The sequence below is a fragment of the Streptomyces subrutilus genome, from assembly GCF_001746425.1.
In the GTDB taxonomy this organism is placed as follows: domain Bacteria; phylum Actinomycetota; class Actinomycetes; order Streptomycetales; family Streptomycetaceae; genus Streptomyces; species Streptomyces subrutilus_A.
This window is the reverse complement of the sequence record NZ_MEHK01000001.1, coordinates 7,107,833-7,130,279: the sequence shown is the minus strand read 5'-3', so window position 1 is coordinate 7,130,279 and position 22,447 is coordinate 7,107,833. Positions and strand designations below refer to the sequence as shown.

Annotated in this window: 21 protein-coding genes and 4 pseudogenes; 13 read left to right on the top strand and 12 right to left on the bottom strand. The window is 69.3% G+C overall.

The features are described from left to right. Window positions 1-54 precede the first annotated feature (54 nt). The 3 genes and pseudogenes from BGK67_RS32650 to BGK67_RS41300 all read right to left on the bottom strand — a co-directional run. Window positions 55-633, bottom strand: a complete 579-nt coding sequence (locus tag BGK67_RS32650; RefSeq protein ID WP_069923425.1) for a dienelactone hydrolase family protein — start codon at window positions 631-633, stop codon at window positions 55-57. A gap of 429 nt (window positions 634-1,062) precedes the next feature. Beyond that, window positions 1,063-1,419, bottom strand: a complete 357-nt coding sequence (locus BGK67_RS32645) for a hypothetical protein (protein ID WP_141754112.1) — start codon at window positions 1,417-1,419, stop codon at window positions 1,063-1,065. A 279-nt stretch (window positions 1,420-1,698) separates the two neighbouring features. Further along, a pseudogene (locus tag BGK67_RS41300) lies at window positions 1,699-2,711 on the bottom strand (IS630 family transposase); the annotation flags it as partial. Between the two features lie 364 nt (window positions 2,712-3,075). Here BGK67_RS41300 and BGK67_RS32630 point away from each other — a divergent pair. The 4 genes and pseudogenes from BGK67_RS32630 to BGK67_RS40390 all read left to right on the top strand — a co-directional run. Further along, window positions 3,076-3,726, top strand: coding sequence for a PepSY domain-containing protein (locus BGK67_RS32630; protein WP_079154513.1), 651 nt, complete (start codon window positions 3,076-3,078; stop codon window positions 3,724-3,726). 747 nt (window positions 3,727-4,473) lie between these two features. Next, a protein-coding gene (locus tag BGK67_RS36820; RefSeq protein ID WP_432215423.1) for an IS5 family transposase occupies window positions 4,474-5,282 on the top strand; the annotation gives its coding sequence in 2 pieces (ribosomal slippage) (window positions 4,474-4,806 and window positions 4,809-5,282; 807 coding nt in all). 61 nt (window positions 5,283-5,343) lie between these two features. Continuing rightward, window positions 5,344-5,640 carry a hypothetical protein gene (locus tag BGK67_RS38420; protein ID WP_069923422.1) on the top strand — a complete coding sequence of 99 codons (297 nt, stop codon included), beginning with the start codon at window positions 5,344-5,346 and terminating at the stop codon, window positions 5,638-5,640. Window positions 5,641-5,747: 107 nt separating this feature from the next. Then, window positions 5,748-6,198, top strand: a pseudogene (locus tag BGK67_RS40390) (IS5 family transposase); the annotation flags it as partial. Between the two features lie 4 nt (window positions 6,199-6,202). Here BGK67_RS40390 and BGK67_RS32615 read toward each other — a convergent pair. Next, a complete protein-coding gene (locus BGK67_RS32615) occupies window positions 6,203-6,622 on the bottom strand; it encodes a hypothetical protein (protein ID WP_069923421.1) in 420 nt (139 codons plus the stop codon). 83 nt (window positions 6,623-6,705) lie between these two features. Between BGK67_RS32615 and BGK67_RS32610 the strand changes: the two are divergent. Continuing rightward, a pseudogene (locus tag BGK67_RS32610) lies at window positions 6,706-7,795 on the top strand (IS630 family transposase). Window positions 7,796-7,850: 55 nt separating this feature from the next. Further along, a complete protein-coding gene (locus BGK67_RS32605) occupies window positions 7,851-9,059 on the top strand; it encodes an IS701 family transposase (RefSeq protein WP_107488906.1) in 1,209 nt (402 codons plus the stop codon). Window positions 9,060-9,159: 100 nt separating this feature from the next. Here the strand turns inward: BGK67_RS32605 and BGK67_RS32600 are convergent, their stop codons facing one another. From BGK67_RS32600 to BGK67_RS32585, 4 genes are read right to left on the bottom strand one after another with little or no spacing between them, the layout of a single operon-like run. Further along, window positions 9,160-10,164 (bottom strand): HAD-IB family phosphatase, encoded by a 1,005-nt coding sequence (locus BGK67_RS32600; RefSeq protein ID WP_069923419.1) that lies wholly within the window; start codon window positions 10,162-10,164, stop codon window positions 9,160-9,162. 17 nt (window positions 10,165-10,181) lie between these two features. Next, window positions 10,182-10,817, bottom strand: coding sequence for an acetoacetate decarboxylase family protein (locus BGK67_RS32595; RefSeq protein WP_069923418.1), 636 nt, complete (start codon window positions 10,815-10,817; stop codon window positions 10,182-10,184). Next, a complete protein-coding gene (locus BGK67_RS32590) occupies window positions 10,814-11,743 on the bottom strand; it encodes an SDR family NAD(P)-dependent oxidoreductase (RefSeq protein ID WP_167739627.1) in 930 nt (309 codons plus the stop codon). Before BGK67_RS32590 ends, BGK67_RS32595 begins: the two co-directional genes overlap by 4 nt. Continuing rightward, window positions 11,740-12,705, bottom strand: coding sequence for a polyprenyl synthetase family protein (locus tag BGK67_RS32585; protein WP_167739626.1), 966 nt, complete (start codon window positions 12,703-12,705; stop codon window positions 11,740-11,742). The genes BGK67_RS32590 and BGK67_RS32585 overlap by 4 nt, the downstream gene beginning before the upstream one ends. Before the next feature lie 794 nt (window positions 12,706-13,499). On the opposite strand from BGK67_RS32585, the gene BGK67_RS40385 reads away from it, so the two are divergent. Beyond that, on the top strand, window positions 13,500-14,120 hold the full coding sequence (locus BGK67_RS40385) for a hypothetical protein (RefSeq protein ID WP_069923415.1): 621 nt from the start codon (window positions 13,500-13,502) through the stop codon (window positions 14,118-14,120). Between the two features lie 280 nt (window positions 14,121-14,400). Here BGK67_RS40385 and BGK67_RS39205 read toward each other — a convergent pair. Both BGK67_RS39205 and BGK67_RS40375 read right to left on the bottom strand, forming a co-directional pair. Beyond that, window positions 14,401-14,753, bottom strand: a pseudogene (locus BGK67_RS39205) (transposase); the annotation flags it as partial. A gap of 240 nt (window positions 14,754-14,993) precedes the next feature. Continuing rightward, window positions 14,994-15,533, bottom strand: a complete 540-nt coding sequence (locus BGK67_RS40375; protein ID WP_244291392.1) for a hypothetical protein — start codon at window positions 15,531-15,533, stop codon at window positions 14,994-14,996. A gap of 414 nt (window positions 15,534-15,947) precedes the next feature. On the opposite strand from BGK67_RS40375, the gene BGK67_RS41040 reads away from it, so the two are divergent. Continuing rightward, window positions 15,948-16,310 carry a fatty acid desaturase family protein gene (locus tag BGK67_RS41040; RefSeq protein ID WP_347878462.1) on the top strand — a complete coding sequence of 121 codons (363 nt, stop codon included), beginning with the start codon at window positions 15,948-15,950 and terminating at the stop codon, window positions 16,308-16,310. On the opposite strand, the gene BGK67_RS32570 is transcribed toward BGK67_RS41040, so the two are convergent. Further along, the gene (locus BGK67_RS32570; protein ID WP_069923413.1) at window positions 16,270-16,878 is read right to left on the bottom strand and encodes a TetR/AcrR family transcriptional regulator; all 609 of its coding nucleotides are present in this window, start codon (window positions 16,876-16,878) and stop codon (window positions 16,270-16,272) included. The two genes, BGK67_RS41040 and BGK67_RS32570, sit on opposite strands and share 41 nt — an antisense overlap. 159 nt (window positions 16,879-17,037) lie before the next feature. On the opposite strand from BGK67_RS32570, the gene BGK67_RS32565 reads away from it, so the two are divergent. The 5 genes from BGK67_RS32565 to BGK67_RS32545 all read left to right on the top strand — a co-directional run bounded on the left by BGK67_RS32565 (window position 17,038) and on the right by BGK67_RS32545 (window position 21,676). After that, on the top strand, window positions 17,038-17,892 hold the full coding sequence (locus BGK67_RS32565) for an alpha/beta fold hydrolase (RefSeq protein ID WP_079154506.1): 855 nt from the start codon (window positions 17,038-17,040) through the stop codon (window positions 17,890-17,892). Then, window positions 17,889-18,665, top strand: coding sequence for a thioesterase II family protein (locus BGK67_RS32560; protein WP_069923412.1), 777 nt, complete (start codon window positions 17,889-17,891; stop codon window positions 18,663-18,665). The genes BGK67_RS32565 and BGK67_RS32560 overlap by 4 nt, the downstream gene beginning before the upstream one ends. Before the next feature lie 11 nt (window positions 18,666-18,676). Further along, a complete protein-coding gene (locus tag BGK67_RS32555; protein WP_244291391.1) occupies window positions 18,677-20,113 on the top strand; it encodes an aldehyde dehydrogenase family protein in 1,437 nt (478 codons plus the stop codon). Between the two features lie 86 nt (window positions 20,114-20,199). Then, window positions 20,200-20,622 carry a DUF6233 domain-containing protein gene (locus BGK67_RS32550; protein ID WP_141754110.1) on the top strand — a complete coding sequence of 141 codons (423 nt, stop codon included), beginning with the start codon at window positions 20,200-20,202 and terminating at the stop codon, window positions 20,620-20,622. Between the two features lie 508 nt (window positions 20,623-21,130). Beyond that, complete coding sequence (locus BGK67_RS32545; RefSeq protein WP_347878461.1) at window positions 21,131-21,676, top strand: ArsR/SmtB family transcription factor; 546 nt, start codon at window positions 21,131-21,133, stop codon at window positions 21,674-21,676. 2 nt (window positions 21,677-21,678) lie between these two features. Here the strand turns inward: BGK67_RS32545 and BGK67_RS37950 are convergent, their stop codons facing one another. Continuing rightward, window positions 21,679-21,840, bottom strand: coding sequence for a DNA ligase-like domain-containing protein (locus tag BGK67_RS37950; RefSeq protein ID WP_244291390.1), 162 nt, complete (start codon window positions 21,838-21,840; stop codon window positions 21,679-21,681). Window positions 21,841-22,447: the final 607 nt, after the last annotated feature.

Here is a 22,447-nt window from a genome sequence, read left to right as displayed (position 1 = left end):
ACTGTGGCCGGGCCGCGCGGTCATCAGCCGAACAGGGTGAGGTTGTTGATCCCTCTACTTGATGCGGTCGAGGAAGCCGAGCACTCGAATGTTGACTTGCGTTGCGGCCTGTTCTCCATAGGACGGGAGGCTGCTGTCGGTGAACAGGTGCCTGCCGCCGGGGTAGAGGAACAGCTCGCCATCCACCGCAGTCCCGACGACGGCGCGGGCTGCGTCCACATCGCCCTCCCCGGCGAAGCACGGATCTGCGTCCATGCCGTGAATCTGGACTGGGACGTCCTGCGGCCAGGCGCCGCCGAACTCCGAGACTGGGACGCATGCCTCGAGCAACAGCGCGCCCCTTGCGCCGGGGCGGGTCTGGGCCAGCTTCTGTGCCGGCAGGACGCCAAGCGGGAACCCGACGTAGACGAGCTCTGCAGACAGTCCCTCGGCGGCGGCGGTTCCGCGCGCGGTGATCGTGTCGAACCCGACGTTCTCGGCGTAACCCATACCTTCCTCGAGGCTGTCGAATACCCGCCCCTCGTACAAGTCTGGAAGGTGGACGGTATGTCCGGCCCGTCCCAAATGCTCGGTGAACTCGCGAACGCCGGCGGTCAGCCCGTGCCCATGGTGGAAAACCAGCACCTCAGCCATGGTGCTCCCCTCGTGTTGCGGTGCCCGAGCGGCGCCGCGGCACGAGTATGGCCCGCAGCACTGACATTCACGGGTCCGGCCCGACAGGATCAGGTCGGCGGTTCAGGTCCGGTAAGGCGGGCTTCGAGGTAGGCGACGCGGCGGTCTTGGAAGCGGAGGTGGGAGCGAGCGGCTTTGAGGCGCGCGTCGAGGGTGCACGACGGATCCGTGGCCAGCTACGCGTCAAAGGGCCAAGTAGATAGCAAGTCACAGCGGTTTGCCCGCTACCACGGGGGAGGAGAAATCTCCGGCCGCTGTCCACAGGCCCACGGATCCACCCTGTTGGAGACGTCGCCGCGACCAACGCGGTGACCGTACGACAGGAGCCTGTGATGCACGAGAACATGCCGATGAACCGCGCGCTGACGCCCGGACCCGTACAGCTCGCGTTCAAACCACATGCGGGCGGTCGACGCGGGCGTCGATGCCGCCGTGGACCGGCTCGCGGTCGAGGTCTTCCCCTACACCGGCCTGCTGGTAGCCATCGCATAGGAACTCGTCTTCCCGGTGACGACGCTGCCCCACGAGAACGACGACATCAACGCCGACTCCTTCGTCCTGGACGAGCTCGGCGTCATCTTCCTCATGGCGATCCGCGAGTGGGCCCACACCTGCCCCGCCAGCGCGGCGCCGACCATCACCCGCCGCATCATGCACTTCATGGCCCAGGTCTTCATCACCGAGCCGAAAGACATCGTCCGCGCCCTGATACGCGATGGGCGCCTGGAGGTGGCCCGCACGGTACACATGGTCGGGGGCACCGGTAGCCGCGCACCGGCCGCACCGAGTGGATGCCCACCCGGTGCAGCATCAGGTGCGCATCCACTCGGTTGCATCCACTCGATCCGACGGCACCCACTCGGTGGCGCCCACCCGATGGCCTGCACTCCCGATGGACATCCAGCCGGTGCACGATGCGCATCGCTGACGGCCGGCGGGTGGAAGTAGCGCGCATCGAACGGGCTCGGTGCGGTGTTCCAGGTACGCCTGGTGTGGCGCCTTTCCCTTGACACGGGCCTGTGACCTGCGGTACTGGATCTGACGGAGGCCGTGCCGTAGCCGGCGGATGAGGTGGTCGGGGTCGGTGAAGGCGGTGTTGGCCTGGATGGTCCGGCGGACTACCGACCAGATGCCCTCCACCGGGTTGAGGTCGGGTGCATAGGGTGGCAGGTGGTAGGCGGTGATCCAGTCCTGCGCGTCGATGAAGGCCCGCATGCGGCGGTCTTTGTGGACGTTCAGGTGGTCCCATATGAGGACGATGGGTCCGTCGAGTTGCTGGTGGGCGGCGATGAGGAGGTCGCGGTACTCGGTCCAGGCGAAGCTCTTGCGGCCGCCGCTCTTGTGGTCGGTATGCCGTTTGGGCCGGTAGATCAGGCGGGATCGTTCGCCGGGTTTGTAGCAGCACAGGGCTGCTATGGAGAAGCGGCGCTGGGATCGGCCTCTCACCCGGATGATCGGGGTGGATCCGTGCCTGCCCCATGTGCGGGAGGTCGGCGGCGTCATCGAGAATCCGGCCTCGTCCTCGAAGACGAGCCAGGCCCCGAGCGCCGCCGCGGTGGTTCCAGGTGCGGCCACACCTCCTTCACCCAGCCGGCGACAGTTGCCTCGTCGCGCTCGAAAGCACGACGGGCCGGAACCTGGTGGCTCCAGCCGTGCCGCCGCAGCATCTCGGAGATCCCCGACAACGTCATGCTCTTGTGGAACCGTCGGCCGATCAGCGTCTTGATCCGGGCAAGCGTCCACCGCTGATCCGGCCAGCCGTGAGCGACCGGGCCCTTGGCCAACTCCTCCTCCAGCACCGCGAACAGCCGGTCATTGAGCTTCGGACGGGACACCGGGCCGCGGGAACGGACCGCGTCCTGGCCGGCTTCCCGCCAGGCCCGCCGCCACCGCTGCACCGACCGGACGCTGACCCGCAATTCCTTCGCGACCTCCGTACTGCCGCGCCCGTCGGCGAACATGGCGACTGCTTCCATCCGGACCCGCTCACGGAATGCTTGCCTCTCCGCGGTCAGACCCCCACCCTGCGGATACCTCATACACCCGGCATACCGCGACGATCACCCACCGTCAGCACCTACGACAAGACAACTTCAAGGTCAGTAGCGGTGTTCTTGACGGCACTGGGCGCTGTCGGCCCATCGCTTGCCCGCTGGTGCATGCGGACCCGGCCGCAGCCAGGCGTTGCCGCGGAAGTGACGGGATGACCAGCGAGTCCTGCGCCGGGTCGGTCTTGGGTGGGGTCGCCGGGTCATCCACCGCCAAGGCGGCACTTGAGCAGATCTCGTCAGGTGGGCTTCGGCGTGGCCCGTGGTCTGTTCGGACGTGCCGTTGGCTGCCGATCGGGTGGAGTACGGCGTGGCCGCTGGGCGCGCAGGGACCGGCGGGCCGAGCCTGACGGCCATGACAACTCTTACTCGCCTCCAAGCTCTGGCCGTGGGCGTCGCCGTCTCGTCCACCCTGCTGGCCGGCGCCTGTGGCGCCGCCAAAGCGCCTGTGACCGCGGCCCCCGCCGCACCGACATCTCCGCAAGCCACTGCGACGGGCGGTGGCGGGCTCACCGAGGACCAGCGCGAACGCATGACCCTCGTCCCTCAGGCAAAGCTGCAGTGGGACAAGGCCGCGGACACCGCAGTCGGCACCGTGCCGGCGAGCCGCCTCGTCGACATCGAGCTGACCACCGCCGGCGCTGCCCCGGGGAGCTCCCCGGCCACTGCCATGCCGGTGTGGGACGTCACAGTCGCCGCCGCGGACGGAACCGTCCACGACGTCCACGTGGACGCTGTGAACGGGAAGGTTACGCGTTCGCGGGTCGAGCCCGGCCAGGACGCCGAGGACAAGAGCGAAGTCGCCGAGCAGCTGAAGGCAGTGACCACCACAGCGCAGCAGGCCGTGAAGACCGCCACGGACCGCAAGGCCGGCACCGTCACGGCCGTAGAACTCGACGACGATGTCTGGTCCGTCGATGTCGTCACCCCGGACTGGAACAAGACCACCTACGACATCGACGCCGCCAAGGGCACCGTCGTACGCGAGCACGTCGACCGAGACTGACATCCTCACCAGCCCAGCCAGACTGCGGGCGGGTTGGATCGAAGGTTACCCCCGGCTGGTCGCTGTCCCGGCGCCATCCCCGCAGCGACCCACCGCGGACGCCGCCACCGCTGCATCCGGTGCACCTCGTACCCGTCGCGCCGGTGCCCCCAGTTCTTCTGCCAGTCGGACCTCGCTTCCTCCGGCGCGCGCACGGCCCTGACCTGAAGAGCCCGGGGCCCGCAAGCGGCACCGGGGGGTACTCGCTGCCCGTCAGGGCGAAAGGAACGACTGCTCCCTCGGGGCAGGCGGGGCGCGGGGGCCCCACGGAACTCGAGGCCGGCTTCTCCGACGGTGAAGTCCTTCGTCTCAGAGAGGGGTGGCTAGGCTTCCCACAGCTCCATGCGGACGACCGCATGGTGACCCTGGATGGTGCTCAGGATGCTCAACGCTCCCTCTCCGACTCCGAGGGAACGTGAAACGCCTGCTACGTCTCTGCGGGCAGTACCCCCAATGCTGTGACGGTCGGCGCGACAGCCAGAATCGACACGCTCGCGTCCTTCTCCAACTGGGGTAATGCGTGGACGTGCTGGCCCCCGGCGCGCACATATGCACGCCCAACCTGTTGATCTACAACAGCATCTCTTAGACGCTGCCCACCTTGGCCTCGAAATCGAGGAATCCACTGCCTTATAGCTCGTAACAGGATCTTGGTGAGATGCCCTGGTCGGGCGTAACCGGTGTGATGATTCGGCCGTTCGTGAGTGCGTGAGCACTCGGCCGTGGATCGTGGACGACGACTTGTGGGCGCTGATCGAGCCGCTGCTGCCGCCCTGGCCGACGAGGTCGCCAGGGCCGCGGCCGGTCGCAGACCGGTTGTGCCTGCAGGGCATCCTGTACGTCCTGCACAACGACATTGCCTGGCAACTCCTGCCACCTGAGCTGGGGTTCGGCTCGGGACAGACCTGCTGGCGAAGACTGGAGCGGTGGCAGCAGGCCGGGGTCTTCGACCAGCTGCACCGAATCCTGCTCGCCGAGCTGAACGCGGCCGGCCGGCTCGACTGGTCCAGGGCATGCGTGGACGGCTCTCACATTCGCGCGAAAAAGGGGGAGCCGACACCGGTCCGTCGCCGGTCGACCGGCGGAAGACGGGCAGTAAGCACCACCTGATCTGCGACGGACGCGGCACCCCGCTCAAGGTCATCACGACCGCGGCGAACGTCAATGACGTCACCCAGACCCTCGCCCTGGTCGACGGCATCCCGCCAGTGGCGGGCCGCCCCGGCCGTCCCCGCAGACGCCCGGACGCCCTGCTCGGCGACAAGGGCTACGACTCCAACCCCAACCGGGAAGAGCTGCGCAAACGCCGGATCCTGCCCGTCATCTCCCGCAAAGGAGCCCCGAACATCAAGGGCATGGGCAAACTCCGCTACGTCGTGGAGCAGACCTTCGCCCTGCTCCATCAGTTCAAACGCCTCGCCGTCCGATGGGAACGCCGCACCGAACTCCACGACGCGCTCGTCTCCCTCGCCTGCAGCCTCATCTGCTGGAGACGCCTCAAGAAACACGATTCATGATCGTGTTACGAGCTATTATGACCGACAGGCGAACACCCCTCCCGCCACCCGCGCCGCCCGCGTGACAGGCTCCGCCTACGACGGCCCCTCGTTCGTCGGCCCCCACCGACCGGCGAACCTCCACTGCGCGGCGCTGCGGCTCCTCGGGGGCAGTCTGCTGCGCGAGGACATAACGGTCGATGTACGGGTTGACGGCGGCGAGGACCAGGCGCCGGAGCTCGTCCGGCTCCGGTGCCTCAGCCTCCCACTGGACGGGGCGCTCGATGTCGAAGCCGTAGCGGCGGGCGAAGGCCGGCCATCTCGGGTCGCCGCGCTGTCCTCGGTCGCCGGGAGCCCGTACGCGTGCGTCTGCTCGTAGCTGAGCAGCACCCGGGCCACCGAGTTCCAGCAGCCCGTGCGCTCCACCCAGTCCCGCTCGATGTCCTCGCCCGAGCAGTCGAAGTCGCCAACGATTCTCCGGGGCGCAAGCTCCACCTGAGCGCGGACGGCCGCTGCCGCCCGCTCTCCCTGATCATCACTCCAGGTCAGCGGGCAGACTGCACCCAGTTCAAGCCGGTCCTGGAGAAGATCCGGGTGTCCAGACCTGGGCTGGGCAGGCCGCGCAAGAAGCCCGACAGCCTTGCGGCCGACAGGGCTTACAGCAACGGCCCCATCCGTGAGTACCTGCGACGGCGGGGCATCCGCCACACCATTCCGGAGAAGACCGCACAGTCAGGCGGCCCGCCTGCGTAAAGGCGCACGCGGTGGACGGCCGCCCGGCTTCGATGAGGACCGTTACAAGAAGCGCAACACCGTCGAGCGGGCGATCAACCGCTTGAAGCAGTCCCGAGCGGTTGCCACTCGCTACGACAAGCGCGGCTACGTCTTCCTCGGCACCGTCACCGCGGCGGCCGTCGCGATCTGGCTTCGGACATGAACTGCTACGCGACCCAGCAGTAGACGCCCTGGTTCTGGCGCCGGGCACTGCTGACGAGGGCAGCCAGACCCACGATCTCCGCGTCGATGACCTCGCCGTCCTCCGCACGCTGCCGAGTCCACGAGGCGGCGACGTCTCGCAACCTGGCGTGCCCGGCGTCCGCGAGTGCAGCGGACAGACGTGGTGAGATCGCGAAGACGACGCACCCGTCATTGTCCTGGCCGGCGATGATGTGAGGCTCACCAGCGTCGACGAGGTCCCCGAAGCTGCCACCGACCAAAAGGCATTCCCACTCGACAACCGCCTCTTCGAGATCGAAGTTGCCGAAGGAGAGCGACTCGAATGCCCGTCCCGGCCCGGTCCGGAAGGCCAGACTCGCTGACGTGTCGTCCGGCGCCACGAAGAACTTCACGATGCAGCTCACCCGGGCATCATGCCCGACTACCCACCATGATCGACCACACAAGTCCTAGTGACCTGAGTCTGAGGTTTGTCGTTGGTTTGGGTATGAGTCGTCCTGGTCCGAAGATTCCGCCGTTGTCAGTGACCGATGCCCAGCGTGCTGTGCTGGAGGGTTGGTTACGTCGTCGTTCGACGGCTCAGGCTTTGGCTCAGCGGTCGCGGATCGTGCTGGAGTGTGCGGAGGGGCACTCGGTGATGGAGGTGTCGCGGCGGCTTGGGGTCGCTCCGGATACGGTCCGCACCTGGCGGCGGCGCTTCCTCGAGCACGGTCTGGACGGGCTCGGTGACGAGCCGCGGCCGGGTGTCCCGCGGAAGATCACCGACGAAGACGTCGAGCGGGTGATCGTCAAAACCCTGGAAGAGACACCGAAGAACGCGACGCACTGGTCGACGAGGTCGATGGCCGCGGCGACGGGTATGTCGCAGTCGACGGTTTCACGGATCTGGCGGGCGTTCGCGCTGGCCCCGCACCGTTCGCAGACGTTCAAGCTGTCGACGGATCCGCTGTTCATCGACAAGGTCCGCGACGTGGTCGGCCTCTACCTGGACCCGCCGGAGAAGGCATTGGTCCTCTGCGTGGATGAGAAGTCGCAGATCCAGGCCCTGGACCGGTCCCAGCCGGTCCTGCCGATGATGCCCGGTGTTCCCGAGCGCGCAGCCACGACTACATCCGCGCCGGCACCACCACCCTCTTCGCGGCCCTCGAGGTCGCGACCGGCAGGGTGATCGGATCACTGCACCGCCGCCACCGGGCCGCCGAGTTCAAGAAGTTCCTGGCCAAGGTCGACAAGGAGGTCCCGGCAGATCTTCAGGTCCACCTGATCCTCGACAACTACGCGACCCACAAGACGCCCGACATCAAGCGGTGGCTGCTGGCCCACCCGCGGTTCCACCTGCACTTCACACCCACCAGTGCGTCGTGGCTGAACCTGGTGGAGCGGTGGTTCGCCGAGCTCACCCAGAAGAAGCTCAAGCGTGGAGTCCACCGCTCCGTCCAAGCCCTCGAACGCGACATCCGGGCCTGGCTCGCCGACTGGAACGAACACCCCGGCCCTTCGTCTGGACGAAGACCGCCGACGAGATCCTCGACAAAGTCGCCGCCTACTGCCACCGAATCTCTGACTCAGGTCACTAGTAGTGCTTTGTTAGCTGGGCTTGTCATGGTTGGGGTCTGGTAGTTCGCTGGCTGTATGAGGGCTGGGGAACTTGCGGCGGTGCGGGCTCGGCTGGAGGAGTTCGCCTCTGACGTGTTCGCGCCGCTGGTGCGGCGGGACCAGCGGGCCAAGGGCTCGCTGTATCTGCGTGGGCTGCTGCTGGACGGCCGCAGGAAGTCGATGCAGCCGATGGCTGACCGGCTCGGGGTCGATCATCAGCAGTTGCAGCAGTTCATGACGTCTTCGACCTGGCCCGTCGACCAGGTGCGGGCCCGGCTGGCATGGCGGGCGGTAGCCGCGGTGCGGCCGCAGGTGTGGGTGGTGGATGACACCGGCTTTCCCAAGGACGGTCGTTCCTCGCCCGGGGTGGCCCGCCAGTACTCCGGCACCCTGGGCAAGGTCGGCAACTGCCAGATCGGCGTCAGCGTCCACGCCGCCTCGGACACCGCCTCATGCCCGCTGTCCTGGCGTCTGTTCCTGCCCGCTGCCTGGGACGGGCCTGAAGCCGAGGCCCGTCGGCGGGCCTGCCGGATCCCCGACACCGAACACCACCGGCCCAAGTGGCAGCTCGCCTTGGACATGCTCGACGAACTCGACGGCCACGGGCTGCGGCCCGCCGTCCTGGTCGCGGACACCGGCTACGGCGCGAACGCCGACTTCCGCCACGGCCTTGAAGACCGCGGCCGAGCCTACGTGCTCCAGGTCAAAGCCGAGATGACCGCCTACGGCGAGGACGCCGAACCTCAGCAGCCGGCCTACGGCGGCCTGGGTCCCCGGCCGCTGCCCCGTTACCGCATCCGCCCGGTCTCCTTACGCGAGCATGTACTGGCCGCGGGCCGCGGCAGCGGCCGGACCGTGACCTGGCGCAAGGGCTCGAAAGCGGCGATGAGTTCGCACTTCGTCCTTCTGCGGGTCCGGCTCGCCGGACGTCGTCCCAAGCCGGCCGACGACGGCACGATCCCGCTGTCCTGGTTGATCGCCCAGTGGCCCGAGGGCGAGAGCGAACCGGTGAAGTACTGGATCTCGAACCTGCCCGCCGACATCCCCGCCAAGGACCTCATCCGCCTGGCGAAAGCCCGCTGGCGGATCGAGCACGACTACCGCGAACTCAAGACCGCTCTGGGCCTGGACCACTTCGAGGGCCGCTCGTTCACCGGCTGGCACCGGCACGTCACCCTCGTGACCGCCGCCCACCTGTTCCTGACCGAACAGCGGAGGACCCCAAAAGCCCCTGCCAGGGCCTGACCCTCTACCAGGCCCTGGACCTCCTCCAACACCTCATCGCCACCTGGACCGGCACCTGCCCCACCTGCCGACAACCCGTCCCAAGGCCCCCCGACACCAGCTAACAAAGCACTACTAGCTGATGACCTGCTGAACCGTGCGCATTCCGCGCACATTGCCGAGCCCCGCTGACACTCGCCCCCAAACGGCTCAGACCGGCGCCCGGCTCACGAGCGCGGGTAGCCGTGGTCCGGCGACGGGTACTCCCGGTCCGGCAGTTCGGCGACGCCGTAAAGAACAATCCGCTCGAAGTCTGACAGCTATCCCGGCAGCTCAGTCCTGTCGTCAGCGGCCTCGTCGTCAAGCCCGGCGCGGTCGGCCAGTTTCGGCGCTCTGGTCGCGGCAGGTTGGTAGGTGGGCCACCTGGTCGAGAAGGGTCGAGGTCTCGGACGGTCGCCCAGGCGTGGGCGCTGTGGCGGGTGGAGGTGGTGGTCTCGACGAGGACCCCACGGTGGGTGGCGTCGAACAGGAGGAGGTCGTTGCTCCCGTTCCCCACGGCGATGACCTCAGTGGGCTCCAGGCCGTGCTCGGTGGTGAACTCGGCGAGCTGACGGAGTTTGAGGTCTGCGGTATCCGGGGTGAAGTCGATGTCTTCCAGGCCGCCCGCGGTGTTGAAGAAGACCTGGCCGTTTCCGTATCCGCAGGTGGCTCCGAGGCGGAGGGTCATGATGTCGGCGTAGAGCTGGGCGGAGCTGGTGATCAGGCACAGGGGCAGGCCGCGCGCAGCAAGGGCTGCGGCGAAGCGCAGGGCATCGTCCTTGAGCGGCAGCTGGTGGAAGACGGTCTCGATGGTGGTGCGGGTCGCGAGACCAGCGCGGGTCCACAGTGTGAGGAGTTGGGTGCGGGTCTGTTCGTGGGTGAGCTGTCCGTTTTGGTAGTTGCAGTAGAGGGTGGTGACTTCGCCGATGGGGGCGGCGAGGGCTCGACTGAGTTCGATGACGGAGCTGTGGGGGGTGAGGGTGTGGTCGAGGTCGCAGACGACGGCCCGTACCGGCGGCAGGTGGGTGGTGTCTTGGATTGGGCTGGTGTTCGTGGGCTGTTGGGGGCCGGGAACTGGCGGGGGCATCGGTGGGTGCTCCGGGATCACAGGGGTTTGATCGGGTGGGGTGCGGGGACGGCCACGCGGAAGCGCGGTGACTGCAGGGCGGCCCGGCTCGTGAGCCTGCTCGGGGTGGGGAGCTCCGCGGGCCAGTCGGTGAGGGACAGGCGCGTGGGGCCCGTGTGCAGGCGCACCCGGGCGAGGGCGTAGGTGAGCTGTTGGGCTCGCGGGGTGAGTACCGGCAGTGGCACCAGCAGGGGCATGGTGGCGCCTCGTCTGTGGTGGGCGGACATGGTGACCTGCACGCCATGGTCGCTGGTGATGCGTACTTGGCGGTCGGTCCAGTCGAAGTGGGCGAGTTGCTTGTCCAGTCCCCAGATGTCGCGGCCTCCTTCCTGGGAGGTGGCGCTGTCGACCCAGATGTGGTGGACGAAGGTGCCGACGCGGAAGCCGGAGCGCACTGCGCTGGCGATGACGAACTCGTTGTAGCAAAGGTCCCCGTCGAGGTAGCGGATCGCGGCGATCAGGAGGTGTCGGGGCAGGAGTGCGGAAAGTCCACCGGGCACCGGGGGGAGGCGGTGTGCGGGGAAGAGTCCCATCCAGAGGGTGCCGGACATGCTCCACGGGGCCGGGGGGTAGCCGGGGAGACTCTGCGGTTCGGGCTGTTGCGGCAGGTTCATGTGGTGGTCCTGGTCGTGGGCGACGCCTGGAGCTGGGGCTGGGGCTGGGGCTGGCCAGCTTGCCGAGGATGTGGAGTGGGCGGGTGTCCGAAGTCGCGGCGGGCGGGTCCGCCGAGGGCGGCCAGCCAGCGGAACGCGCGCGGGCTCATCTGGTAGGCGCCGTATGACAGGGGCAGCCAGCCGGGGATGTCGACGGTGTCCGTGCCTTTGGCCAGGGCGCGTCCAATGGCCACAGCCACCTGCTCCGGCGTGCACGGCGGCAGGTGGTCGGCGAAGCGCGGGAGGCGGTCGGAGGGGACGTGACGGCGGAAGAAGTCCGTTCCCGCGACCAGGCCCGGGCGTACGAGGGTGACCTGGATCCCGTGGCCAGCCAGTTCCAGGCGCGTGACTTCGGTGAACGCTTCCACGGCGGCCTTCGTCGCCGTATAGGCCGCCGCCGGCCCCCGCCCGCGCACCCGGCTGACCGAGGAACCCATGTTCACGATGTGCCCGCTGCGCTGGTACCGCATGGGTGGGAGAACGGCGGCCACGGTGTGGACCATCGCGTCGTAACCGGTACGCATCATCAGGAGCGCGTCCGGCGCGTTGGACTCGTGGAAGTCCTGCCAGCGGACGAACGCCGCGTTGTTGACCAGCACGTCGATGTGTCCGTGGCCCTCCAGGGCCTGAGCCGTCCAGTCCTGCACCTGGCCTTGATCGGTGACATCGACCCGGGCCAGGCGCACGCGGTCACCGCCCGGGCAGTCGGCAAGGCGCCGCCGGGCCTCGTGGAGGTTGTCGTCGCAGATGTCGGCGACGTAGACGTGTGCCCCTGCACTGGCCAGCAGGCGGGTGACCTCCCAGCCGATTCCCTGGGCGCCCCCGGTGACCAGGCACACCCGCCCGCGCGGCTGCCACAGGCTTTTCCGGCTCCGGAGAGGTGTCACGACACAGCCCAGCTGCGCAGGCAGGATACGAACTCTTCACGGGTGACCGCATCCTCGACCGCGTCGGGCAGCCGGTGCAGGGCACGGGCGAGATGGGCGTCGATCCGCTCCCGCAGCCACACCAGCGCGCCGCATTCCTCCACCAGGTCTCGCGCCTGCAGGAGTCCCGCGCTGTCGGGGGCGGCCGTGTCGTGGAGGTAGGCCAGCAGCTTTTCGCGGGCCGGCCCCCGGCTTTGCAGCGCGTACGCCACCGAGGGGACGATCCTGCGCTGCCGCAAGTCCGCCAGCCCGTCCACCGCGGCGTCACCACAGGTCGAATACTCCTCCAGCTCATCCCACAGCGCCCACGCCTTGCCGAACTCCGAGCCGACCTCGGCCGCGGCCTCCACCTGCCTGGGCGACCCACCGGCACACAGGACCCCCGCCGCACAGGCGAACGCCGTACCGGGAGAGATCTTCGCGGCAGAGACCTCCAAAGCCTCCTGGAGTGTCACCCCACGCGAGCCCTCGAAGGCAGCATCGAGGATCTGGCCGTTGGACATCTGCCGCACCACCACGGCCGCGCGTCGGCCCAGCTCCCCCGCCAGATGCGCCGGCTCCTCCGCCAGCAGCTCCGAAGCGAGCGCGACGAGCGCGTTGCCGAGATAGCGAGCGGCCGGCACTCCGAATACGGCATGCACCGTCGGCCGGCCGTGGCGCACGGGCTCCTCGTCGATGATGTCGTCGTGGACCGCCCCGAACGCGAGGAACAGCGTTCCCGCGACCGCCACGTTACGGGCCCGCTCCCACGCCTGCTCTCCGCTGCCGGCTGAGAGCAGGACCAAGCTCCCGAACCGGCGCCGCGTACGTGCCACCACCGGACACGGCACTCCCTCGGCGTCCACCCAGCGGAAGTAGTACTGCGCCATCCGGCGCGAGGGCTGCTCCAACCGTCCCACCGCCGCCCGCAGATGCGGATCCAAGAACGCCACCGCATCCCGGCTCACCTGACGTGCATCTCGCGGGACTGCCCTCGCTGCCTGCTTCAACATCTCTCCCAGCCTCCAGGACCACCTGCGGACGCACTGCGGCACCAGCCCCCCGCCTGCGATAACCGGCGCAGTGTCTTCGGCTGGTCGCGCCGCGGACGGACAGAACCCCCGGTGCCAGGCGGTTCCCGACCCGGACCCGCCGTGCCCCCGGTTAAACGATCTGCACACCGGCTTGGACACCACCGGCAGGGCTGTTCACGTCGCGACGTCGGTTCCGGCAGTGGCGAGGGCCTTGGCGGCCACGGGCCGGTCCGATGCCTGCTGGTGTATGTCCTTCGACGTGGACTCCGTGCACGCCGGTGAAGCGTGCCGGGAGACTGCGGGGAGACACCACCGGACTGCCGGTGCCGGCGATCTGCCGACGGGTCTGTTTCATGGTCTGGTGCCGGGAGGGCAGGTGGGGCCGATGCCGCCGGCAGGCAGGCGCGCGTGGGGGTGGAGGCGCTTCAACATGGTGAAACCGAAGGTCTTGATCAGTAGCCGTTCACCCCGGGGAACAGCCCGAGCGGTTGAGCCGGTCCTGTCGGGGCAGGCCGATCGCCGCCTCGCCAAGGCACCTGCCGTCAGCCGGATGCGCGGCTGGCGGGTTGGAAGGCCGATCGCCGGGAAGCCGCGCGACGGATGGTGGGCGCCACGATGGGCCCGATGGCTGACCGGGACAGTGCAGGGGAGTGATCATCAGGGGCTGGGCACTGCGTTTCGCCTCGTCTGTCGTTACACGAGGCGTGAAATCTCCAGGTTCCAAGAAGCGTCTCGTTGTCCTCTCGATCACGGCAGCGGTCGCCCTCGGGGTCGCGACAGTCCAGGCCGGCGCCATCGCCGCCGACGTCAACGTGCGCGGCAAGGGCGCCTACTGCCTCTCCTCCGACGCAGCCCGTAACCTCACGGCCCAGGGCGTGACCCTCGAAGCGGTCGCTCCGGCCACGATCGACGACACCTGCGTGACCATGCCCGGTGCCGGCACAGTGGCCCCCGACCTCACCGGTGGCCAAGTCCCCCTCGAAGGAGGCATGCGCTTCACCAGCGCCACCGGGCACCACCTCGACATCACCCACATGATCGGTCACGTCCGCATCGGTGAGGGTTACAACACCGCAGACGTCGCTGTCGACAACGAGGCGGCCGTCAATCTCGACATCGCCCACTGGCCCGTCTCCATGAGCAGGGTATCGATCACCCCCACCACGGCGAGCATGAAGGACATCCCGCTCACCCTGACCGCTGACGCGAGGGCAGCCTTCATCAGAGCCTTCGGTGCCAGCCCGACAGCCAAGGACGAACCGATCTTCCTGTTCACCGGACAGGGAGCGATCACCAACCCCTTCAGCCAGCTCCCCAAACCCTGACCCCGCTCGTGAAACCGGTCGACTGCGGGACTCCCCCGCAGCCTGACCATCACCACGGATGCCCCGCCCCGCCTTCGCTGTGACATTGCCCCGTCAACCGCCCGACCCGGCGCAGGCCCTCGCCCCCTGCCCCAGGCAGCGTGGCTGAGGCGGCTCAACGTTTCGCCGCAGACGATCAGGACGCGGCGGTAGCCGCCGCAGCGGATGAGGACGCCGGCGACTTCGAGGGCGTTCAGGACGCTGTTGCAGGGGTTGGAGACGTCAAAGACCGGCGGGAAAGGCCGGTCTTGGCTGCCACGATGTGGGCGTTGGGAGGTTCCACTGAGCAGTCATCCAGATCCAGCAGGCCGGCGCGGCGCAGCTCCGTCAGCAGTGCCACATGCAGGCGCGGCCACACGCCGACCTCGGTCCAGTCCCGTAGCCTGCGCCAGGCCGTCACCCCGGAGCAGCCCACCGTCTCCGCAGGGACATCGCGCCATGCGACACCGGTCCGCAGCACAAACATCACACCAGCGAGTGCCGCTCGGTCAGGAACGTGCAGCCGCCCGGAGTGGCGATGGCGCCGCTCGGGAGCAGGCGGCAGCAGGGGGCGACCCTTTCCCACAGGGCGTCAGAAACAGGATCAGCACGCATCCTGGACACCCTGCCGATCAAGATCGTCGAGCACAAGCCCCGTCAGCTCAACCCATGCTGAAACGATCAGTAAGCCCGCTCGATCGCGGCCCGCCAGCGGCGCGAGGACCGGGCTCGTCGTCAGGGCGCTCTCTACGATGCTGTCCGTGGGGCCGTCCTCTGTCCGTCGGGGCGTAGACGAAGCGAGCGCGGACCTTGCCCCAGGCAGCATCGCCGGTGATTGACGGAGGCTCAGATGTCTCACATGTACTCGAAGTACCGGTCGTGCCAGTACGCCTTTCCCACCTCCTCCTCATCGTCCTCGTCTTCGGTCACCTCGCCCGCAGCCACGAGCGCCGCGACCAGTTCCTCGTCTCGGTGCGCCTCCAGGACCGACAGTCCGTCGTACGGCTCACGGAGCAGCTCGGCCGGGACGAGGGTGCACCCCGCCGCTGTGCAGAGGCCGTCCAGCCACGTCACGAACTCCTCGGTCAGGCTCGCTTCGCCGCTGGGTACCCACTCACCGGCCACTACTTCAGCGGTGACGAAATAGCTGCCGAAGTTACTCATCTCGACACGCATGGGCGAGCCAACGCCCGACGCGTCTGCGGGGATGTTGATGACACCGTAGAAACTGGCGTCCTGAGCCAGGCCGCTTGGGCAGGACGGCCCGAAGCGTTCCTTCAGGGCGCTCACCAGCCGGGCGAAACATTCCCGCGAAGTGTCCAGGTTGAAATCCGCGGGGCGTTCCAGGTGGTGAGGGTCGTCGTGCTTCAGCAGAAGCGCCCGGATCTGGTCCATCGGGAGCATGTCGTGCCCTTCCGTCAGTTCTAGTGCGGGAAAGGGTGGTGTGCCCAGGGCTCGGGCAGACCTCCTGAAGATCACGATCTACAGCTGGAGTACTAGGCGGCCGCAGGCGGGCGTCGGTCACTGAGGCCAGGTGGCCTCGCGGGTCGTACGCGAAGCGAGCGGTGGTTCCGTCCGGAGCGGTGATGGAGGTGGGGTTGCCCTTGGCGTCGTACGTGGTGGATGTGGTTCGGCCGTCCGGCTGGGTCACCGTGAAGGGAAGGCCCAGTGCGTTGCACGCAGCGCGTATCGCGCGGCCGTCCGGTCGGGTGGTGGTGAGGAGCCGGCGCCGGTCGTCATAGTCCAGGCGGGTCGTGTGGCCGAGGGGGTCAGTCCGGGCGAGGATGCGGTTGTAGGCGTCGTGCGCGCATCGAACGGCGGCACCGGTCGGGTCGATCTCTGCGAAGGCCTAGGCGCGGAGGCGATGCCGGTACGCGACGGCGAGGTCGAGCCCGACTGGCTGAGTCGGCAGGTACTGGCCTCCCGCAACATCCGCAGTCGCTGGTCGGCGATTTCCTCTTCGGCGGGCTCAACTACCAGATCGAGCACCACCTCTTCCCCACCGTGCCGCGGCCGAACCTGCGCAAGTGCCGGCCGCTGGCCATGGCACCCTGCGCCGAGCTGGGTCTGCCGTACCACGAGGTCTCGGCGACCCGCTCGTACATCGAAGTGCTGGCGCATCTGCGCCAGGTCACCGAGCGGGTGAAGGGCGGCGGCCCGCGGCCCGCGTGACCCCGTCCATCAGCATGTCGACGAGGTCGCGGGTATAGGTGTCGGACACCTCTCCCCGGCGGACCAGGACGCGCATCCACAGTGCCCCGGCCATGGCGTCCACCAGGGGCGTCGGATCGGCGTCGGGCGGCAGGTCGCCGCGGGCCACCGCGCGTTCGAAGAGCGGCCGGTGTCGTCCGAAGCGGTCGTCGAGGAACGAGATCACCAGTTCCCGCATCGCCTGATGGCGCACCGCGCCGACGAGCGCCGCCTCCACGACGGTCCGCCGGTGCTCGTCGGCCAGCAGGTCCTGCAGCTGTACGGCGAGCTCGGTCAGGTCGCCGCGCAGGCTGCCGGTGTCGGCGAGCTCGAACCGCAGTATGTGCGAGTGCAGCAGGGCGTCGCGCAGCAGCTCCGATTTCGACGACCACCACCGGTAGATGGTCGTCTTGTTCACCCCGGAGCGCTGGGCCACTCCCTCGACGGTCAGGGAGTCGTAGCCCAGGCTGCCCAGCATGTCCAGCGTGGCTGTGAAGATCTCAGCCTTGCGTCGGGGACCGCCGGCTTCCCCGTCTTGCTTTCGCGTCACCGGATTCCACCCTTCGCTCGCATGAGGGGCCAGCCTACTTCAATACAACGCAACGTGGCGTTGTGTTTGGCGGGTCCCTCTCATACAGTGCAACGCAACGTTGCGTTGTTTGTGGGCCCCCTTCCGCGGGCGCCGACGTCGCACCCACGAGGGGAACACATGCGTGCTCAGGGGCCGGTGGGTCGAGGGACAGGGCTGGCATCCGCCGCCGGCCGACCGGGGATCTGGACGGCGGGACCGGACGAGGGCATTCCGCTGGTCCTCGTGCACGGCATCCGCGTCTCCGCCCGCATGTGGAATCCGCATGCCCACCGCCTCACCCCCCGTTTCCGGATCACGGCCCCCGACCTGCCCGGACACGGGACCCAGCGGGACCGCCCCTTCTCCCTCGAGGAGGCGGTCGCGCGGGTCGGCCTCGCCGTCGAGGAAGCAGCACTGGCCACCGGCCGCCCGCCTCTGGTCGTCGGTGCCTCCCTGGGCGGATACGTCGCCCTCGCCTACGGCGCCGCCCACCCCGACCTGGCGGCCGCCGTCCTGGTGCAGGGGGCGACCGCCCGCCCCGACCGTCTCACCGGATGGGTCTACCGCACCGCCGCACGCGCGATCTGGGGACTCGGCCCCGCCCGGGCCGCCCGCCTCAACAACCGGGCACTCAAGCAGCGGCTGCCCCCCGACAGCTACGAGGCCATCATGGACGGCGGCCTCACCATGCACGCGTTCGTCGAGGTCGTCGAGGACCTCACCCGGCGTGACTTCCTCAATGTGGCAGGCCGCGCCAGACTGCCCGTCCTGTTCGTCAACGGCCGCGGCGACCGGCTCTTCCGAGCCCAGGAGAAGGAGTTCGTCGGCGCCGTCCGCGCCGGTGGCGGATACGCCAGGCTGTTCCACGTCCACGGACCGCACGACATGTCGATCAGCGACCCGGCCGCCTTCACCCGCATCGTGGAACGCGGCTACGAACTCCTCTCCGGCGCACGACCCGACGCCTTCTCCCTGCCCGGGGAGACGACATGACCGCCTGGATCCACCAGTGGACCCCGCACCTCCCCGCCGGCAGAGCCGCCGCCCGCGTCCTGTGCCTGCCCTACGTCGGCGGCGGCGCCGACAGCTACCGCCCCTGGGCCGACGCCATGCCGCCCGGCGTCGACCTCCTCGCGGTGGAACTCCCCGGCCACGGGCGCCGCCTGCCGGAGCCCCCGGCCGCCGGCCTTGCCGAGATCATCGAAGCCCTGACCCCGCTCGCGGCCCGGCCCGGACCGCCGCTCGTCCTGTTCGGCCACAGCATGGGCGCCCTGCTCGCCTACGCACTGTGCCGCGCCCTGAACGCCTGCGCCGCCCCTCCCGCAGCGCTCGTCCTCTCCGCCATGTCCCCCGCGCACCTGGTCGACCGCACCGCCCAGCGGGCACTCGCCGAGAACCCCGGCGCCCTCCTGGAGCACGTACGGGAACTGGGCGCGAGCCCACCGGAGGTCCTGCGGGCCCCCGCACTGCGCGAGCTCGTCCTGCGCACCATGCGCGCCGACCTCGGCCTCCTGGCTTCCTTCCCCGATGCGGCCACCGACCCCCTCCCGGCCCGCACAGCCGTCCTCGCGCTGAGCGGACACTCCGACCGGCTCTACCCACCGCACACCGTGGCCGCGTGGGAGCCGTTCGCCGAACGCTGGGAGGGGATGCGCGTCGTGCCCGGCGGCCACTTCTTCCCCTTTCAGGACGACACCGTCCCCCGCCTGGTCGCCGCTCTCGCGGACCGCCGTATCCAGAGCCCTGCCCGCCCGACCCGGCCGTGAAGGAGACCACCATGACCACCGCTCACACCCATGGGGCGACGACGCAGTTCACCTCCCTGGACCCGGTGACCGCGGAGCCGGTCGCCACCTTCCCCGTCGACGACGAGTCAGCCGTACGGGACAAGGCGCGGCGCGCCCGCGAGGCCGCCGCCTGGTGGGACGGGATCGGACACGACGGCCGCCGCACCAGGCTGCTCGCCTGGAAGCGCACCATGACCCGGCGCGGCGCGGAGATCATCGACTTGCTCCGCCGCGAGAACGGCAAGGTACGGGCGGATGCCGTCATCGAGCTCTCCGTCACCCTCGCCCACGTCGACTGGGCGGCCCGGCACGCCCACCGGGTGCTCCGCCGCAGGGCGATGCCCTCCGGAGCGCTCATGTTCAACCAGGCCAGCACCCTGGAGTACAAGCCGTACGGGGTGATCGGCGTCATCGGACCGTGGAACTACCCGGTGTTCACCCCCGTCGGCTCCATCGCCTACGCCCTGGCCGCCGGCAACGCCGTCGTCTTCAAACCCAGCGAGTTCACCCCCGCCTGCGGGAAATGGCTCGTCGACACCTTCGCCGAGGCAGTCCCCGAACACCCGGTCCTCCAGCTCGCCACCGGGGCCGGCCCCACCGGCGCGGCGCTGTGCACCTCCGGGGTGGACAAGATCGCCTTCACCGGATCCCGGGCCACGGGGGCCCGTATCCTCGCCGCCTGCGCCCCCACGCTCACACCGGTGCTCCTCGAACTCGGAGGCAAGGACGCCCTCGTCGTCGCGGAGGACGCCGATGTCGAAGCCGCGGTCGAGGCCGCGCTGTGGGGCGGCTGTGCCAACGCCGGCCAGTCCTGCACCGGAATCGAACGGGTCTACGTCGCCGACGCCGTCGCCGAGCGCTTCGAGGCCCGGCTGACCGAGCGGGCACGGCAGATCCACGCGCGTGAGGACTTCGGCCCCATCACCATGCCCGGGCAGCTCGACATCATCCGCCGCCACGTCGAGGACGCCCTGGCACGCGGCGGCCGCGCGCTCGTCGGCGGCCCCGAGTCCATCAGCCCGCCCTACGTCCTGGGCCCGATCGTGCTCGCCGACGTCCCGGAGGACTCCGCCGCTGTGCGCGAGGAGACCTTCGGCCCCGTGCTGGTCGTCAACCGGGTGCGCGACGCCCACGACGGCGTACGACGCGCCAACGCATCGGAGTTCGGGCTGGGCGCGGCACTCTTCGCGCGCCGCGGCGCCGCCGCCCTGGCCCGGTCCATCCGGTCCGGGATGGTCAGCGTCAACGACGTGATGGCTTTCCCCGGTGTGCCGTCACTGCCCTTCGGCGGAGTGGGAGCCTCGGGCTTCGGCCGCATCCACGCAGCCGACGGACTCAGGAAGTTCACCGTGCCGCACGCCGTGACGCGCCGCCGCTTCACCGCGCGCTGGCCATTTCGACGTACGCCCGCGGCGCCAAGGACATAGCGCGTCTGGAACGCGTGGTCCGACTCCTCGGGTCGCGCTGACCCAGGGGCCCGGCCACCGAACGAAGAAGCAGGAGGGGGAGAAGCATGTCCAGCAGAGCCGCCAGGCGACTGTCACTCGGGGTGAGGCTGCACGGAGGGGAGCGGGTTCGCCGCGGCCGGCTCAGGGGCGCGGTCGAGGTGAGCGGGGTCCAGGCGCGCCTGGACCAGTGGCGGGCCGTGCGGGCCTGGCTCCAGTGGCAGCAGCGGCAGGTCGAGGAGAGGATCCGCGGCCTGGAGGCGGAGCTCGCCGCCGAGCAGTCCCGCCGGCCACTGCCGCCGCCCCCGGACTGGAAGGCCGAGTCGATCCGCACGGCGGCCGGCGCCAAGCCCCTGAGGGTCCACGTCGGCGACTGCACCATGGGCAGCGGCAAGGCCATCGACCGCGACCAGGCCCGCCGGATGCTCGCCGACAACGTCGAGGCCTGCCCCTACTGCAACCCCGACACCGCCCTCGGCCTGCTGGACTGACCGAATGGTGCGCCCGGCGGATCTGCCGCGGGTCGGAGTCGCGACTCGAGTCGCCGCCGTAGCGCGCGGTACCGCGTCCCCGACCGTGGACGGCATGTCCACGGTCGGGGACGACTCGCTACAGTTGGCAGAGTTGTGGCATACGCCCCACCCCATCGGGGCCCTCCCCGCACACGCGGGGAAAGCCCATAGAGCTGCTTGTTTGCGCTCGACGAGCGATCTGGCGCGGGTGCGGTTCGCCGTCTCACCCATGTGGGAGACCGCACCCAGCTTCCTACTGCTGACGTCCGGCACTACGCATCCGGTCCAGCCCCTGGGCCGACCAGGTGCGCCCGCGTATGGTGGCCGCCGGGCTGGACCGGGGATGGCTCTGCGAGCTGATCCCGCCCACCGGCGGCTATGTCCCCGACTTCCTCAACCCCGCCCCTGTCGGCCCGGCCCCCACCCCGGCTGAGCGGGAAGCGATCCGGGCCTCGACCGCCGACCGGGTACGCCGGGCCTCGACCACCTGGCCCGCCACCAGGGCAGCCTCCGCCCCCGGCTACGAGCCCTGCACAACGACCCGCAGGGGCTCCTGGCCAAGGTCACAGAAGAGATCGAAGCGTACTGGGAGCTGGTACTCGCCCCCTACTGGGCAAGAATCCGGGCAGTCCTGGACGCAGACGTCCTCTACCGGGCCCGCATGGCCGCCGAGCACGGCGCCGGCCACCTCCTCAACGACCTGCACACGTCTGTGAGCTGGGACGACAACGCGCTGCGGATGTCCCGCCGAAAGCAGCCGCTGACCCGCACGTCGGCAGGCACGGGACTATTGCTGATCCCCTCGGCCTTCACCGTACCGGGCCGCTCACGGACCCTGCTGCTGACCGAGTTGGAGATCCCAGCCTCCACCACACAGTTGGCCCACCGCACCGGGCTCTCCCCAGCCGGGGTATCCCAATACCTCACCGCGCTACGCAAGGCGGGCCTGGTCAGCGCCCACCGCGCCGGCCGCTCCGTCCTCTACGCCCGCACCACCGCAGCCGAAACGCTCCTCCAAGCGGCCTCCGCCTGACCTCACGTCATTCGGCGTCCAACCAGCAGTTCGCCCTCGAGGGCCAGGCCGACGGCGAGTTGCTCGGCGGCCGCGACCCGATCCGGGAACCGGTCCTGGATCAGCGACTCGCGGCGGGTCTGCAACCGGACCCGGCCGCCCGCCCCGGATGCGTCACCATCCACCCCGCTCCGGCCCCGCCCGCCGGCATCCGTGCCACGGCATTGGACGACCACAAGGCACCCGGCCGACCCCCGGACCGCACGGACCGGTTCGGCGCTGCCGCTCTCTCCTGCCCATACCCGCCCCCTGACGACCAAGCGGTTGTGCTACTTGGATGCGCGCAGGGCGACTCTGCGGTTGGGGCGTGGCTCGCCGGCGCCGTCCCCGCGGTGGCGCTGGCCGTGTTGCCGAACACCAGGTCGTGGGTCGGGTGCGTGAGGTTCCCGGCGTCGGCGAGGAAGTCGCCTTCGTAGGGCGTTGCCAGCGCGGAGGCGGCCGCGAAGTGATGACGGGGGCTCTACTGCTCCAAGCGTCGCGAGGGAGTCGGCAGGCGGCGGATGCGTACCAGGCTGGGCTGCGTCGAGACGGGGGCGTGCTTCTTCCCCATGGCTACCGAGCCGGTGCTGGCCCGCTCTCGGGCTTCGGCGTCGGTGAGTATTTGTGTACGCATTCACTGATGTCCGGATTGCCGGGGTTTTATTGCGTACGGCAATGCATGGAACCGATTGCCGGGGTTTTTCGCCGATATCAGCCGCCGTTTCGGCCGCGCGTACTTGTGCTTGACGAGGA

What these genes read in the sequence shown, in the direction of transcription:
- BGK67_RS32605 (WP_107488906.1), top strand. Translation starts at nt 7,851, where the DNA reads ATGAGGGCTGGGGAACTTGCGGCGGTGCGGGCTCGGCTGGAGGAGTTC.
- BGK67_RS32555 (WP_244291391.1), top strand. Translation starts at nt 18,677, where the DNA reads ATGACCACCGCTCACACCCATGGGGCGACGACGCAGTTCACCTCCCTG.
- BGK67_RS32630 (WP_079154513.1), top strand. Translation starts at nt 3,076, where the DNA reads ATGACAACTCTTACTCGCCTCCAAGCTCTGGCCGTGGGCGTCGCCGTC.
- BGK67_RS32560 (WP_069923412.1), top strand. Translation starts at nt 17,889, where the DNA reads ATGACCGCCTGGATCCACCAGTGGACCCCGCACCTCCCCGCCGGCAGA.
- BGK67_RS32565 (WP_079154506.1), top strand. Translation starts at nt 17,038, where the DNA reads ATGCGTGCTCAGGGGCCGGTGGGTCGAGGGACAGGGCTGGCATCCGCC.
- BGK67_RS32550 (WP_141754110.1), top strand. Translation starts at nt 20,200, where the DNA reads ATGTCCAGCAGAGCCGCCAGGCGACTGTCACTCGGGGTGAGGCTGCAC.
- BGK67_RS40375 (WP_244291392.1), bottom strand. Translation starts at nt 15,533, where the DNA reads ATGGACCAGATCCGGGCGCTTCTGCTGAAGCACGACGACCCTCACCAC.
- BGK67_RS32595 (WP_069923418.1), bottom strand. Translation starts at nt 10,817, where the DNA reads ATGAACCTGCCGCAACAGCCCGAACCGCAGAGTCTCCCCGGCTACCCC.
- BGK67_RS32650 (WP_069923425.1), bottom strand. Translation starts at nt 633, where the DNA reads ATGGCTGAGGTGCTGGTTTTCCACCATGGGCACGGGCTGACCGCCGGC.
- BGK67_RS32600 (WP_069923419.1), bottom strand. Translation starts at nt 10,164, where the DNA reads ATGCCCCCGCCAGTTCCCGGCCCCCAACAGCCCACGAACACCAGCCCA.